General features: G+C 32.6%; 15 protein-coding genes and 1 pseudogene. 9 read left to right on the top strand and 7 right to left on the bottom strand.

Features of this window, described 5'->3' with window-relative positions; genetic code table 11:
• Window positions 1-148 precede the first annotated feature (148 nt).
• Window positions 149-775 (bottom strand): McrC family protein, encoded by a 627-nt coding sequence (locus tag GJV76_RS14200; protein ID WP_155093260.1) that lies wholly within the window; start codon window positions 773-775, stop codon window positions 149-151.
• Between the two features lie 492 nt (window positions 776-1267).
• Between GJV76_RS14200 and GJV76_RS14195 the strand changes: the two genes are divergently transcribed.
• Entirely contained in the window at window positions 1268-1477 is a 210-nt protein-coding gene (locus GJV76_RS14195; RefSeq protein WP_155093259.1) for a hypothetical protein, read from the top strand.
• 324 nt (window positions 1478-1801) lie between these two features.
• Here GJV76_RS14195 and GJV76_RS14190 read toward each other — a convergent pair whose 3' ends face one another.
• A complete protein-coding gene (locus GJV76_RS14190; protein ID WP_196216234.1) occupies window positions 1802-3454 on the bottom strand; it encodes a helix-turn-helix transcriptional regulator in 1653 nt (550 codons plus the stop codon).
• 352 nt (window positions 3455-3806) lie between these two features.
• Here GJV76_RS14190 and GJV76_RS14185 point away from each other — a divergent pair, with 352 nt between their 5' ends.
• The 7 genes and pseudogenes from GJV76_RS14185 (at window position 3807) to GJV76_RS14155 (ending at window position 9669) form a co-directional block, all read left to right on the top strand.
• Complete coding sequence (locus GJV76_RS14185; RefSeq protein WP_155093257.1) at window positions 3807-5294, top strand: hypothetical protein; 1488 nt, start codon at window positions 3807-3809, stop codon at window positions 5292-5294.
• Window positions 5295-5302: 8 nt separating this feature from the next.
• Window positions 5303-5728, top strand: a complete 426-nt coding sequence (locus tag GJV76_RS14180) for a hypothetical protein (RefSeq protein WP_155093256.1) — start codon at window positions 5303-5305, stop codon at window positions 5726-5728.
• Window positions 5729-5749: 21 nt separating this feature from the next.
• Window positions 5750-6475: a hypothetical protein gene (locus GJV76_RS14175; protein WP_155093255.1), complete on the top strand. Its 726-nt coding sequence runs from the start codon at window positions 5750-5752 to the stop codon at window positions 6473-6475.
• Window positions 6472-7266 carry a hypothetical protein gene (locus tag GJV76_RS14170; RefSeq protein ID WP_133711962.1) on the top strand — a complete coding sequence of 265 codons (795 nt, stop codon included), beginning with the start codon at window positions 6472-6474 and terminating at the stop codon, window positions 7264-7266. The genes GJV76_RS14175 and GJV76_RS14170 overlap by 4 nt, the downstream gene beginning before the upstream one ends.
• A 14-nt stretch (window positions 7267-7280) precedes the next feature.
• Window positions 7281-7928 (top strand): hypothetical protein, encoded by a 648-nt coding sequence (locus GJV76_RS14165; RefSeq protein WP_155093254.1) that lies wholly within the window; start codon window positions 7281-7283, stop codon window positions 7926-7928.
• A gap of 8 nt (window positions 7929-7936) precedes the next feature.
• Window positions 7937-8224 (top strand): hypothetical protein, encoded by a 288-nt coding sequence (locus tag GJV76_RS14160; RefSeq protein WP_230381566.1) that lies wholly within the window; start codon window positions 7937-7939, stop codon window positions 8222-8224.
• A gap of 119 nt (window positions 8225-8343) precedes the next feature.
• Window positions 8344-9669, top strand: a pseudogene (locus GJV76_RS14155) (IS5 family transposase).
• Window positions 9670-9758: 89 nt separating this feature from the next.
• Here the strand turns inward: GJV76_RS14155 and GJV76_RS14150 are convergent.
• The 5 genes from GJV76_RS14150 to GJV76_RS14130 form a co-directional block, all read right to left on the bottom strand.
• Window positions 9759-10154: a helix-turn-helix domain-containing protein gene (locus GJV76_RS14150; RefSeq protein ID WP_155093253.1), complete on the bottom strand. Its 396-nt coding sequence runs from the start codon at window positions 10152-10154 to the stop codon at window positions 9759-9761.
• Window positions 10155-10267: 113 nt separating this feature from the next.
• On the bottom strand, window positions 10268-10615 hold the full coding sequence (locus GJV76_RS14145) for a hypothetical protein (RefSeq protein WP_155093252.1): 348 nt from the start codon (window positions 10613-10615) through the stop codon (window positions 10268-10270).
• Between the two features lie 2 nt (window positions 10616-10617).
• The gene (locus GJV76_RS14140; RefSeq protein ID WP_155093251.1) at window positions 10618-11532 is read right to left on the bottom strand and encodes a relaxase/mobilization nuclease domain-containing protein; all 915 of its coding nucleotides are present in this window, start codon (window positions 11530-11532) and stop codon (window positions 10618-10620) included.
• 1 nt (window position 11533) lies between these two features.
• Window positions 11534-11833: a plasmid mobilization protein gene (locus tag GJV76_RS14135; protein ID WP_155093250.1), complete on the bottom strand. Its 300-nt coding sequence runs from the start codon at window positions 11831-11833 to the stop codon at window positions 11534-11536.
• A gap of 96 nt (window positions 11834-11929) precedes the next feature.
• Window positions 11930-12478, bottom strand: coding sequence for a hypothetical protein (locus GJV76_RS14130; protein ID WP_155093249.1), 549 nt, complete (start codon window positions 12476-12478; stop codon window positions 11930-11932).
• A 322-nt stretch (window positions 12479-12800) separates the two neighbouring features.
• Here GJV76_RS14130 and GJV76_RS14125 point away from each other — a divergent pair, with 322 nt between their 5' ends.
• A complete protein-coding gene (locus tag GJV76_RS14125) occupies window positions 12801-13391 on the top strand; it encodes a hypothetical protein (protein ID WP_230381565.1) in 591 nt (196 codons plus the stop codon).
• Window positions 13392-13411 lie beyond the last annotated feature (20 nt).

Raw genomic sequence — 13411 nt, 5'->3', positions numbered from 1 at the left:
TAGTTTTTAATTCACACACAACTTTTGAGATTGATCCGCTATTAGGGATCACAATCAAAAGTTGTGGGATAAGTAAAAAAATTGAGGCTTAAACTACCAAGAGATTTTCTAATTGGGTAGTTTTTTATTATAAGCCATTAGGAAAAGTCTATTCTATATATTTATTTTCTAATATTCTTTTTATAACATCCTTTAGACCGGAATCAGAATTATCAAAATCAAGTCCTAAACTTCCTATAAATGGATAAACTGTCTTATTTCCAATAATAGAGTATTCCTCTTTAGAGTGGTAACTTTGGTGAGTTTCATTTTTAGGAAAAAGAATTAACAAAGCGATTGCTTTCAGATATCCTCCTTCTTTAGGCCCAATTCTATGTAAATATTTTAAAGCTAAATTTTCATAATCATACTTTTCTATATTATTTAGTTTTTTATATTTTGCGTCTAAAATAACATAAGATAAATCATCAAACTCAATAATAAAATCAGGTCTTAAATTATTTGTATGCTTTTTAATTGTTGTTAAATTTATAGGTAAGCTCTGATAATATAAAGTAATTTTAAAGCTGTTTTTTTCAAACACTACTTTTTCATAAATGTTAGCTTCATTCAGAAAATTTATATTATCATCAATGATAGGAGTAAAACCTAGTTCAACAAATGTATCAAATAATTGATAGTAACATGCACGTTCAAACAGTTCATCTAATCGACTAATTCCTTTAAAATATTTATTGTCAGTAGAGTAATTAGCACCTTTGCATAACAACCACATTAGTAATTGATTATAAACGTAAAAATAATGTTCTTTCGATTCAAATTTATTTGTATAAAAAAATCCAAATCGATATTAGTAACATATCTAAACTAACTATTGCTAAGTACATGAAAGAGTTAGGATTACGTAGTAAATTAACTCGTAGATATAGAATAACCACAGACTCTGAACACAATTATTTAGTGGTTGATAATATTTTAGATAGACAATTTAAACAAACTGAACCAGGGAAAGCCTGGGTGTCTGACATTACTTATATCGCTGTTAAAGAAGGGGTTATTTATCTAACTACATACAGTAATAGATTTATATGATAGAAAGGTTATTGGATGGAGTTTGAGTAAAGATATGTCAACAGAAAACACCACTTTAGCAGCCTTTAAAATGGCTAAAAGAATCTTAACATTATTCTGAATGACTGGACGAGCAAATATACAGAGAATACCTTGCTGACGGCAGCTGCGTTATACATGAGCTTGGAGGAATATAATGAAGCGATTGTGCACCTCTAAAAACTGGAGATTACATCAGAACTTGAAGAAATATTACCTACATATAGGAGACTTGGATCAAGTGGAGAAGTATGTGTATTTGATAGAGAATTCTGATCGACTATCTGAGGAAGATATAGCTAGGGCACATTTGTACAGTGCACAGGCATTGCTAAAGAAAGGAGATAAAGCGTTTGTTATGAAGTAAAACAGAATTGGCGACAATGATAAGCAAGACAGTTATTGATGCAGAGGCACGTTATTGTATAGGACGACTACAGTATAAAAACAAACAGTAGGACAAAGCTCAGGAAATGGTCTTTGATCTGGTCAATAATATGGAGGAGCATGATTACTGGGTGTGGCCAAGAGTTTCATCTTGATTGCGGACACGTATGCTACCAAAGGCAATAAACTGCTGGCAAAGAATATGTTGGAGAGTGTGATTGAAAATTATGAAGAATATGATGATATTATTCCTTCAACAAAAGAGCGCTTAAAGAAATTGAAATTAAGGAAGTTAATTGATGAATTACGACAAACCCTGAAGAAAAGCATCGAAATCATCTTCCTTATCCAATTCAAATTTTTGTTTCAAACGATATTTTGCCATGCGGACACTTTTGGGTGCAACATTTAAGAGTTCGGCTATTTGCTTAGTGGAAAATTGGAGGGAAAAATAAGCACAATAGCGCAGATCGGTTTGGGTTAGTTTTTCAGAGGCTTTATCCTGTAATTGCTTGAAAAAATCTGGGTGAATATCTTGTATTTCTGAGCGGATCAGGTCAAAATCATTGTTGATTCTCAGTTCTTCTTTGATAAATTGATTGAGCTGGGGATGTTGGCTTTTGGCAGTTTCTATTTTTTCTTTTAATTCCTTGAGCGATTCGGCACCACGTTCTATTTGCAGCATCCCGACCATCAATTCCTTTTGCAATTGTTCTTTCTCCTGTGCGATTAAAGTTTGTTCAGCTTTTAATCTTGCCGCTTCCTCAATTTGAAGCTTTTCCCGTTCCAAAGCATATTTTAGTTTAAACCTATACGCTACAAACAAAAACAATAATCCTGTTATAGTAATAAGTGCTATGGCACTATACAGCCAAGTCTGTCTTTTTTGAAAAGCATTTTTTTGGTGTAGCAATTCCAATTCTTTACTCTTTTTGTCATTCTCATATTGAGCTTCCAGCTGTTGAATAATTTCGGTCTGTTTCGAGTCGAATACTTTTTTATAAGTCGTTATATATTTTTGATAATAGTCTAAAGCTTTTTGCGTATTTCCCTTTTTTTCATACAGGTTAGCCAACAATTCCAAGTTATTCAACTCTAAATAATAATTAGACGAAGGCAGTGAGTTAGCTAAGGCCTTTTGTGTTAGTAGTGCTTTTTCGGCTTTAGACCAATCTGAAGCCTGCATATGGATTTTGCCGAGTATTGCATATCCGTTAGCCTGCATCTCAATATTGTTGACTTCTTTCGAAGTTCGTAAAGCAAGATTCACGTATTCTATTATCTCTTTTTTCTTTAAAGAAGAATCATATTCCAGGTACAAGTTCGCCAGATACAGTGCAGAAAGAGCCACAACACTTGGATTCTTAATAGAAGTCTCATGTTGCTTGTATAGTGAAATGGATTGTTCAAAAGCATTTTCTGCAGTCTGAAGACGAGAAGTGTCCCTTTTTCGTTCAAATAAATCTACTTCATGGGTACCGTTAATCTGCCAAGCTTTGATCTGCGCATCTATATCTTTGCTTTTTTGTGCAGTTTCCAGTGCTAAACAGACATATCTTGCTGCGTCGTTTTGATTTTCACGCTCCGAATATATTCCGAACTTTAGGTAATAAATATTTGACAAGTACTTTTGTCCTTTATTCTCTTCCAGTAGGGGAATAGCTTTTTCCCAACTCTCAAATGCATCTTCAGGTTTGTTTTGTAAATTTTGCAAATAGCCCATTCTGAAATAGGCAATTCCTTTATAAAGTTTAGATGCATTTTGTGCATAGTAGAACATACTGTCAGCAGCTTTCTGAGCAGCTATGCCATCCCTTTGGATCATTTCAAACTGCACTTGCTGTGACCATGCGAGACAGAGACCGTCTGTATATTGGTGTTTTTGGCCTAGTACAATGGCTTTTTTATTAGTTTGAATAGCCTTATCAAGGTGGGCTAATGAAATGCTATTTGCCAATTGACACAAGCTTAAAATTCGAGTTTGGGTGTCTAACTGAGAATTGGACAGCAATACCTCCAGCGAATCACTTATTGCTTTTTGAGCAAACGAAGGCGTCCATACAACGTATAGGAACTGTATTAAACATATATAAAAAAAACAAGTTCTTCTCATTCTATTTCTGATTGTTGTCAAATATAGAACAAAAAATAGACCTTCGATTTAACACTTGTAAAAGACTAACAATCAATAATTAAACTTATATGTAGATACTTTGTAGACGCTTCATATAATAAGAATATCTATTTATTAACATATTTTTGCTCATATTAATTAGTTAATACCACATCATCACAATGGTAGTTGAGGTATGAACAAACAACTAAGTCAAGGGATGCAAAACTTAAAAACATATCGCTTCTATATCACACAACTTCAACCAACCTACTTTTTTTTGCTGAGTCTGTTTGGAGGTTTGTTACTGATGATTGTTGTCCCTGTCATCTTTTTACTGAAGTATCAAGGTCAATCTATTTACATCTTATACTTAATAGGCTTTGTACTAATGTCAATGACAGGCAATATAATTTACAGTGTTTGGAAATGGCGGAAAGTTCGTGCAAAATATGCAGAACCTGAAAAGATAATTCTAAGAACAAATCGTTTCAATTCCCAATACTTCGGTATTATCCGATTTGAGGACATCAATAGCTACAGCATAAGGCAAAGCTTACCATGGATAAATTGGAATATGGCTTCTCCAACTCTAAAAATAAAATTACAGAACGAAAAAGTCATTCGGTTTCACCCCAAGCCTGACCAAAACAACACCGAACTGGAAGAGTACTTAAAATTCTTATCTGATTTCACTAGGTATTGGGAGGTTTATAAACAGAATTTGAATAAAGAAACTAGTTTTTCTTCAAAAAAGACAATCTCCTCTCCTTCTCTTTCACCGCAGGAAAACGAATATGAGACAGCAATTCGGGCAATTGCTAAAGCTCGGAAGAAAAAACTACGAAAGAATATTGTGATCCCTTTCAGCTTTATTATTGGTTTTGTCTTGTTTGCTCGATTTTTTGGCGGTAAAATAATCGAATATTACAAGACAAAACCTATGAGAGATATGATGACATATTCTCAGCAACGTATGGACCAGTATCCCGTATTGTTAAGAAATGCAATTGCGAAGGAGGGCGCAATATATATGTACACCAACGATAGCTTAGCCAAGCTTCACTTAGTTCCCTATATCAAGAGTACAAAAATTGAGGAGCTAGATCAGTTGAACGCACTGAATACAGATACGCAGATCCTGAACTTTTTGACTCATCCGAAAGAGAGAAACTTCTATCTGTCTCTAGAAAATGAAAATGGAGTTTGGAAACAACTTAAAAGCTCTGGAATAGGAAACCCAAAAGAATCTAAATCTATCAAGTTTCTATTGGACAATAGCGAGGAAAAAGAGACTGCCTCAAACTTAGGTTTACAATTTGTTGGACATTTTATTTTCGAATCCGAAGCAGAACTTAAAAAGCAGCTGTATCGACATGCACCCATGTTTAACAATCGCAGCCATTCTAAACAGCTACAGGCTTCTCAACCGAAATGGTATCTTATAGCTATGGAAAGTGAAGGAATGGATCTAGAAAGTTTTCAAATAGCCTCAAAAACTATTGTCGAATTTTTAAATAATGATCAAGATATTACTTTTTCATTTCATCTGTATAAGCATAACGGAAATGGGGATCCAGTTGAAACTCCCCCAGAGGAAATCACAGACTCTTCAATAAAAGAATTGCAAGAGGCAATAGAAATAAGAAAACGTATTAAAGGGACATCACATAAAAATCAATAAGTATTCGAATGAGAAAACAAACACTATATATAGGTTCCCATTGGTTAACAACTTTAATTATCGTATTAGGTATGCTTAAGTTGGCAAAAGCGCAAACCAGCTTTATATTAGATGATTTTTTGGAAGAATATTATATCAAGTTGACTGTAGAGCCTGAAACAGATGACTCCGAAATACAAACCGTAAGATTCCATGTGTTTGACAAACAGAGTGACAAAAAACTTACAACCTCTTCTGCAGATTGGAGCAGTCGATACTTCACACAAAACTTCCCACAAGCAGAAGGCATATCTGTACCCTATCAAGAGCAGTCTTGGTTTTTGTATGAAGATATTAAATTTGATAGAATTAAAGACGTTGTGCTTCCTCAAACTTATATCGTGCTTTTTGAGAGCATCCCCTCACAGGGATTTGTAATATTTAAAAAAAATTGAATAAGCTGAATTAAGAAAACTATGGTAGGAATATTATACTTGATCTATTACTTTGCCATTACGCTCTGGTATGTTTACCTCTTAATAGGAGGGCTGTTACTATTCTTAGCTAAAAGGTGGTTTATAGTCACTACTTCTTTAGGCGGTAAGATAGGAAGTGGCTTCCTAATCTTTATAGGTGGATTAATCCTGATGCTAGGAATATATGGTGCTTACGTTTATTTAGACAATCAGGTGTTTTATAAATGGCGGGCGGAACTCAATGATCGTAAGCTAGAGCGTACACAAAACACGGTGTTGGATACAGATTTAGACTTTCCTAGGCTTTCTTTACCCAAAGGGACACGCATAAGATGGCGCAATAGATTTGATGTTAAGAAAAAAGAACACGCTACTTTAGACGATATTTGGTGGGTAACACTTTCAGAATCTACAGATTTTTTTGGGTTTGTTTTTGATAAAGATTGGAGTGTGTATCTAAGGGAAGAAACTATAAGAGGTCATCTGCTGGATGTCCAATATATAGCAGAGTTGCCCGTGTGTGGAGAAATTGTTCTCAGCAAAGAGGGAAAGCCAATTCAGGCACATATTGCCGAGAACACAAAACTTAATGGACAATCTATAGCTAAAAACAGTATAGTTTATTTTGAGGTGGATGAAGAATCTCAAAAGAAATACATTCGGATAATTCATCCTGAAGGTAGAGACTGTGAGTTTACATTTGAGTTGAAAATAGATAAAAAATGATTAGAAACAAACAAACACTTAGCAAAAAAGAAAGAAAAGACTTAATCATGCGTTATCGTTCTGCGCAAGCAAATAAGTGGGTAGGTCTGATACTTACTGGTTGTTTAACTTACTTAAGCTACCTCCTTATTCGTTTGGTTTATGATGAAATACGGTCAAATCGTTACAGCATAAAAGATGCGGAGATCATTGATTTAGGATTAGTAGTATTAATTTTTGGCACGCTTGCTATCTTCACGGTATGGATTACGATATTTGCTTTTCGATGGATGTTCTTGGCATATCGCAAGAAAGCAATATTGTTTGAAAAAGATAAAATACACTCTAAAAAAGAAGTGATCCGAGGGCAGCTGGTCGGAGTAGGTGGACGCAGGCAAGGATTCAGTTTCAAGTTTGATAATGGTGAGGAAGTTTCCGTTGATTTTAGTTATCTCATTTCTGGAGGATATAGGATAATCAATTCAGCTATATTGACAAATGCTGAAGTAGAAATCACTAGACTCCCTCACTCTCTGCTGTGTTATGGAGTGCGTTATATCCAGCTCTCGGAACAAAAGCAGGAATTAATGCAGGGAACACAAAAACAGGTAACAGTATCCGGAACAATTACTTTTGCCTTTGTTTTTGAGGTAGGATTGAAAGTTAAATACAAAGGAATCATCAAATTAGATAGACCACAAATGATAATACAGATTGGAAACTATCCAATAAAATTGGCTGTAACAGAACTTCCGATTCCTGGATCCTATACGAAGCAAATAGTACAGAAATACATGGAAATAGAACTATGAAAAATTAAAAACAGATGGAAAAAGCAAGTTTTAAATTTAGATTGATCAAAGTCAAATACATTTACAGACTACTTGGTGCTATTATAGGAGGATTTGCACTGCTTATATCCCTACTCCTTATTGAAAGTTTTTTCTTGATTAAAAACTCTAATTATATTGAGTTAGCTACTTTTTTTATTATCCTTTTGATAGTAATGATTTGTGGGTATTGTGTTTTTAAGATTATTCAATCTACACGCCAAGGACGCGAAACCGTAAGCCTTACTTCATCAGGAATACAATCCAAAGTATTTGGAGATATTCCCTATGCAAAAATTCACTCCTATTGGATAGACTTGAAGTTCACTTGGTTGAATTGGGATAATCCTGCTCCGGGACTAAGGATTCGTTTGAAAAATAATATTTTAATAACTTATGATCTACTATCCAAAAACAATGAAGAAGGAAAACAAGAAGCAGAGGTGTATTTTAGTTTCGTACTACACTTTATGGATCAGATGAAGGCTTTAGATACGCAAGGCGAATTGTCTGAATCCTATTTTAAAGCCTTAGCTAAAATGGAAAAAGCAAGAAAACGAAAAAACAATCCACCCGTTTATCTCTATGCTATACTCCTGCTAATTTTTGGTTCAATCTTACTCTTAACCACATTAATAAAATAGGTTATAGAATGAATAAAAAAGGACTTACTGTTTCGAAAGTATCTGAGAAAGAATTAAGAAAATCGAAGTATCTTAATAATGATGAATATAAGAATCTCTACATAGTATTTGTGAATGTCTTTAATCGATTTACCATTGAACAAATAAGTAAATCATTCTTTGACTTAATTTTAGCCACAATGGCTAATAGTTTATATCATAAAGACTATTGTTGTAATGTTTCAATGCTGAACTTTCATAAAATGTTGGATGCTTGTAAACTCATTCAGCAAAGAGATAAAACCACTTATCTATAAATAGTCAGTCCTTAAAAACACCCCATCTTATTGTTAATCATTGTAATATGATTGTTTTTTAATGAAAAACATTGCAAGATCTAGTATCTTTCGAGTCTAAACCTTGCAAATTATTTACAATGTTAGCACACAATAAAATCCCAAATCAAGTGAGTTTTTTATCAACTTTTGAAGAGATCTTAGATCGAAAACACGGCTTATATAAGTTGGCTAATAAAATAGATTGGAACGTTTTTGAACAAGCTTTTTCGCCGTTATATATTAGTGGAAAAGGTCGTCCAGCCAAACTAATTAGATTAATGGTTGGACTTTTAATTTTAAAACATCTTCGCAATGTATCAGATGAAGTTGTAGTGGCTCAATGGAGCGAAAACAACTATTACCAATATTTTTGTGGGGAAAAATCTTTCGCTACAGGAAAACCATGTGAAGCTTCGGAGTTAGTTCATTTTCGAAATAGAATAGGAGAATCTGGAGTGGAATTAATCTTAAAAGAAAGTATTCGTGTAAATGAAGAAGATAAAGATGATGACAATGTAAATATAGATACCACCGTTCAAGAAAAAACATCACCTACCCCACAGATGCTAAGCTTCATAGAAAAATTATAAAAAAATGTAAGTCAATAACAGAACGAGAAAAAATAGAAGTCAGACAGACTTATACCCGAAATTTAAAGAAGTTATCCATATCTCAGCGTTTTAGAAATCACCCTAAAAATAGTGTAAAAGCAAGGAAAGCTGACAGGAAAGTAAAAACAATAGCAGGACGACTTGTAAGAGAACTTCAGAGAAAATTAGCGCCTGATTCAGTACATCATAAAGAATTAGAAATGTATCAACAAGTGCTGTCCCAAACTAGGAGTTCAAAGAACAAAATTTACTCCTTACATGAACAAGCAGTATGCTGTATCTGAAAAGGCAAAGAACATAAGAAGTATGAATTTGGCAATAAGACCTCATTTGTCAAAACAGACTCAGGAGTAATAGTAGGAGCACTGGGATTCCGTAATGAATATGATGGTCACACCTTAGAAGCTGTATTAGAGCAGGTAAAAAAACTAACAGGTAAAGCTCCTAAAATCGCAAAAGTTGATCGTGATTATAAAGGTAAAAAACAGGTAGGAGAAACAGAAATTCTGATTCCATCAACACCTAAAAAATCAGATAGTTATTACAAACGTAAGAATATTGAGTAATGCTCACAAAAAAAGAGCAGCAATAGAACCTGTAATAGGTCACCTTAAAACAGATCATAGATTAAATCGTAACTTCTATAAAGGGATTGTAGGAGATAATATCAATATTATGTTAGTAGCAGCTGCATTTAATTTTAAAAGAGTGATTAACAAATGTAAATCATCTTTTTGGCTCTTTTTTAAAGAAGCTTTTCATACAATAACCTACTTACTATTTTGGAATAAAATGTTTAAAATGACTTTTTAAGGTTCGACTAATTACCTAAAAACAAAAAAGGTAGAATACCCTTCATAGTAGTTCGACCTTTTTTTATTATATACGATATAATCTAATGTCTATTTACTTTGAATCAACTTTTCTAAACGATTCATCATTTCTTCTTTCTCTTTAAGCATACGCTCATACAAAGCAATCTTTTCTTCATGAAGCTTCACAATTGCATCAATAGAACTATTATTGAAAATAGGATTATAATTAATATCATTAAATGTACTTGATATTATATTAATCGCCTGCTGTTCATCAAAATTTTCAATTGCTTCAACAGGTATCTTAAGTACCTTAGAAATCTGTTGCAGTAATGAATTATCAATTACTTCTTTTTGTTCCAATACTGATATCTTCTTTTGATTCCAATCCTCTCCCAAATCAAAAGCAAGAACCTCTTGTTTGATTCCAAGCATTTCTCTAAAACGCTTTACATTTCTTCCTTGGTGTATTTTATGTTCCATAATTAATAGCTGAGTTAAGAAGGCTCATAAGATAAAGCCATTGATTTAAAAAAGATTGAATCGTAAAGTTACACAAAAAACTAATATTTGAAATACTTCACCTAACAATGTTGCTATTTCAGTTTGTATATGCACAAACAGGCAACCAAGAAAAAGAAGATATTAAGTAATACTAGGTATAGAATCTTCTTTGAGTTAATAGACCTATTTACTTTGTAATGCTGTTCATTAATTGCTTGTAATCTAACGCAAAAATGATTCAGATAAGAGTGAAGTCGTTCTGTTTGCTCTTCCTCTACTTTTTTAAGTTCAGACACGTTTACTTTAACTTCAATATTCTTTATTCTTTTAGATAGCTCAACTTGCTGAGCTATGTTATGTTTCATTGTTTCTTGCAAGTAAACTACTTGTTTAAAAAGTAGCTCAGTGAGTTCTGTAAGTGTTGGTTGCTGCTTTGCCATAACTATCGTCTTATCGTTCGTTTTTTCTTTTTATTGATATCAGGAGTATAGTCCTCATAGTAATTTCCGTAGGAGTTTAGAAAACTAAACAGACTTACTGTATTGGTGTTCCATTTCTCAAATGATATGTGCTTGTCTTGATCTTTAAGTAGAACAGTGTAAAATAAATCATCACTATGTTTGGGAGTATTATTTTCAAACAGTTCATTTAGTTTTAGATTGCGATCAACCTCACTTGCTTTTAGATTTGTGTTAGTGGATAAGTGAATAAACCGGTATCCTTGAATATTGCCTTGTTTGTTTACACTTGGTTTTACTTCTATTTGATGCATACGCATCATATCAATATACTGTTGTAAGCTTTTAGGTTGCTCTTTTAAAACATGGTAGTGCGCTTTTTTAATCTCTTGGGCTATTTGTTTCTGATTAGCTTTTACTTGTTCTTTTTTGTTTTCGTTTTCTTGTCTCATAGAGGTCCAACCATATTTTAAAGCTATTTCATGAGCAATACGTTGGGCTTGAAATCCGATATAATTATCCTTTAATGCCTTTGCATTTTCATCAATACGATTAGCCAGTATGTGAATGTGCTTGTGCTCTTTTTCAGTGTGAACAAAAGCAATGTATTGCGCATTTTTGGGATCTAGCTTTAAACCAACTAAAAAATCATGAACAAGATTGTTTAAATCTTTATCTGTCATCTTCTTACTATCTTCAATAGTAGGTGAGATAACAACGGAGATTGTATTGTTCTTACAGCGTGAGTTTTGATTTTGTAGAATCTGCATAGTTTGAAACATATCTTTCGGAGTTTCCCCCGAAAGATTGTTTCTAACAAGTTCATAACCTTTTTTTGGATTAATCACATAATTAAAAAGAGCTGTTCCTCCAATACACGTTTTTGCTTTAGCTATCATATTACTTTAGTTTTTGAAGATGATCTCTAATTAAGTTTGCAGTTTCAATAGTAACTTCTTTTACGCCTGTGGTATCACCAAATTTAAACAGGTTACCAATTCTTCTAAAGTTATCAGCAAACTTGTTTAGGAGTTTGTAAACTTCAATTTCATCTTGTGTTAGTTTGTAGCTAAGTGCGTACCCAAGTGCAGTACTACGCAGGTACTCAGAAACGCTACAACCAATTTTATCTGCTTTGTTTTTTATAAGCAGAGATTCCGTTAGGGTAACTCTAAATTCTATCTTGTGTTCTCTTTTCATCGTCTTACCAATTTTGCGACCTTCGGGAGAAAAACGAGTGATCTTTGTTCCGGTTCAAATTTTCAATTTGTAAGGACAAAGACACATCTCGATGATTTAAATGTCATTTCGTTGTGGATAAGAACTTCGTTTATAAATTAACCAACAAGCATCTAGTAGCTTATATAAATAGATAGGAGGAATTTGGTAGTGTACTTCAAAAATTCGGTTTTCTTTTAAAGCATCTTGTATATAATCAGCTGAAAAATAATCTAAATCTTCTAGGCTAACCATTGTAAAAATATTCTTAAAGGTCATATAAGGATTTAAGTATTCTTCTAATGTGAGAGAGCCTAAGTAGAAATCATTAAAATCTTCTGTTTTAGGGATAGTTAAATTTCGTTTCTCAAACCCTTTAGGCTTTTTAAAAATAGTATAGCATGCTCTAAACACAGAATGGAGTATGAAAAATCTATATACTATATCTCCAGCAGTTCCTTTATACCGTTTTTTTATTTCTAATACATAATATGAATACTCATTTAAAAATGTCTTATAGCTTTCTAAGCTGTAGGAAGAAAACATTTCTTTAATAATTTTATAAGGGCATTTGATGCCTCTTTTAGTCCACAAATGTGATTCTAAGGGGATTTTGATTGCTTTCATAATTCAAGTTATTTAAGGTTTATATAAAAGTACCTTCTTACATATTGGTAAACTATTCTATATCAGGGATAAAATATACATTTAATCAGCCTGAGTATTATCTTGATCAGTTTTTAGTTCAACAATGCAAGTCATTAAATCGATGAATATGCGTATCATCCCAAACCAAATAATAGTTTCTTTATAATTTTTTAGATTCATAAAAATGAACTTTTTGTAGAAGATATACTATTCGCATCACAAACTATAATATCTTTTAATTGAATAGATTACCTTGAATCAAGTTAAGAAATTGCAGTTGTTAACCTTAAATACTGTAATTATGAAATCCTTCATTAACAAGCTTGAAAGCTTAAAATTATCAAGCGAACTAAAACATGAACTTGAAGAATTAATCAAAAAAAAATTAGTGGGTTTTGTTTTTTATTCACAGAATAACTTGCTCAATCATCCTATTATTACCCTTTGTTTTTACGATATTGATGAATTAAATAATATTCGTAAATGCAAATGGATCACTAAGGGAATTAATCACTACCAAGTAAATATTTATTGCTTATGTATCAAAGATTTTTATCAATCTGATTCTTTTCAGAATATAATGCATTCAACATTAAATTTCCAAAAAGAAAATCTCACTTATGGTTCTTTACTTGATGCCGAACCTTTGTTTAGTTTGCATCAATCCAAGCATAAAGAAAATGATTTTGAAAAATATATTTCTAAATGGTTTGCTAAGCATTACAAAAGAAATACTAAGTTTTTAAAGTCCTTAAAAAAGGAGTTGAAAACTAATCTTATAAATGAACAATCTGCTATGCTTGGTATAAAACAAGTAATACAAGATACAAAAGAAAGAGTTCAACCTATACTATCAGGGAGTATTCAGTATAGTTGTATGTCTTCAAACTAATGTAGACTTTTAGGACGTAA

The sequence above is a fragment of the Myroides albus genome, from assembly GCF_009711045.1.
GTDB classification, from domain to species: domain Bacteria; phylum Bacteroidota; class Bacteroidia; order Flavobacteriales; family Flavobacteriaceae; genus Flavobacterium; species Flavobacterium album_A.
This window is presented reverse-complemented; position numbering and strand designations above follow the sequence as displayed.

What these genes read in the sequence shown, in the direction of transcription:
- GJV76_RS14200 (WP_155093260.1), bottom strand. Translation starts at nt 775, where the DNA reads ATGTGGTTGTTATGCAAAGGTGCTAATTACTCTACTGACAATAAATAT.
- GJV76_RS14195 (WP_155093259.1), top strand. Translation starts at nt 1,268, where the DNA reads ATGAAGCGATTGTGCACCTCTAAAAACTGGAGATTACATCAGAACTTG.
- GJV76_RS14185 (WP_155093257.1), top strand. Translation starts at nt 3,807, where the DNA reads ATGAACAAACAACTAAGTCAAGGGATGCAAAACTTAAAAACATATCGC.
- GJV76_RS14180 (WP_155093256.1), top strand. Translation starts at nt 5,303, where the DNA reads ATGAGAAAACAAACACTATATATAGGTTCCCATTGGTTAACAACTTTA.
- GJV76_RS14175 (WP_155093255.1), top strand. Translation starts at nt 5,750, where the DNA reads ATGGTAGGAATATTATACTTGATCTATTACTTTGCCATTACGCTCTGG.
- GJV76_RS14170 (WP_133711962.1), top strand. Translation starts at nt 6,472, where the DNA reads ATGATTAGAAACAAACAAACACTTAGCAAAAAAGAAAGAAAAGACTTA.
- GJV76_RS14165 (WP_155093254.1), top strand. Translation starts at nt 7,281, where the DNA reads ATGGAAAAAGCAAGTTTTAAATTTAGATTGATCAAAGTCAAATACATT.
- GJV76_RS14160 (WP_230381566.1), top strand. Translation starts at nt 7,937, where the DNA reads ATGAATAAAAAAGGACTTACTGTTTCGAAAGTATCTGAGAAAGAATTA.
- GJV76_RS14150 (WP_155093253.1), bottom strand. Translation starts at nt 10,154, where the DNA reads ATGGAACATAAAATACACCAAGGAAGAAATGTAAAGCGTTTTAGAGAA.
- GJV76_RS14145 (WP_155093252.1), bottom strand. Translation starts at nt 10,615, where the DNA reads ATGGCAAAGCAGCAACCAACACTTACAGAACTCACTGAGCTACTTTTT.
- GJV76_RS14140 (WP_155093251.1), bottom strand. Translation starts at nt 11,532, where the DNA reads ATGATAGCTAAAGCAAAAACGTGTATTGGAGGAACAGCTCTTTTTAAT.
- GJV76_RS14135 (WP_155093250.1), bottom strand. Translation starts at nt 11,833, where the DNA reads ATGAAAAGAGAACACAAGATAGAATTTAGAGTTACCCTAACGGAATCT.
- GJV76_RS14130 (WP_155093249.1), bottom strand. Translation starts at nt 12,478, where the DNA reads ATGAAAGCAATCAAAATCCCCTTAGAATCACATTTGTGGACTAAAAGA.
- GJV76_RS14125 (WP_230381565.1), top strand. Translation starts at nt 12,801, where the DNA reads ATGAAATCCTTCATTAACAAGCTTGAAAGCTTAAAATTATCAAGCGAA.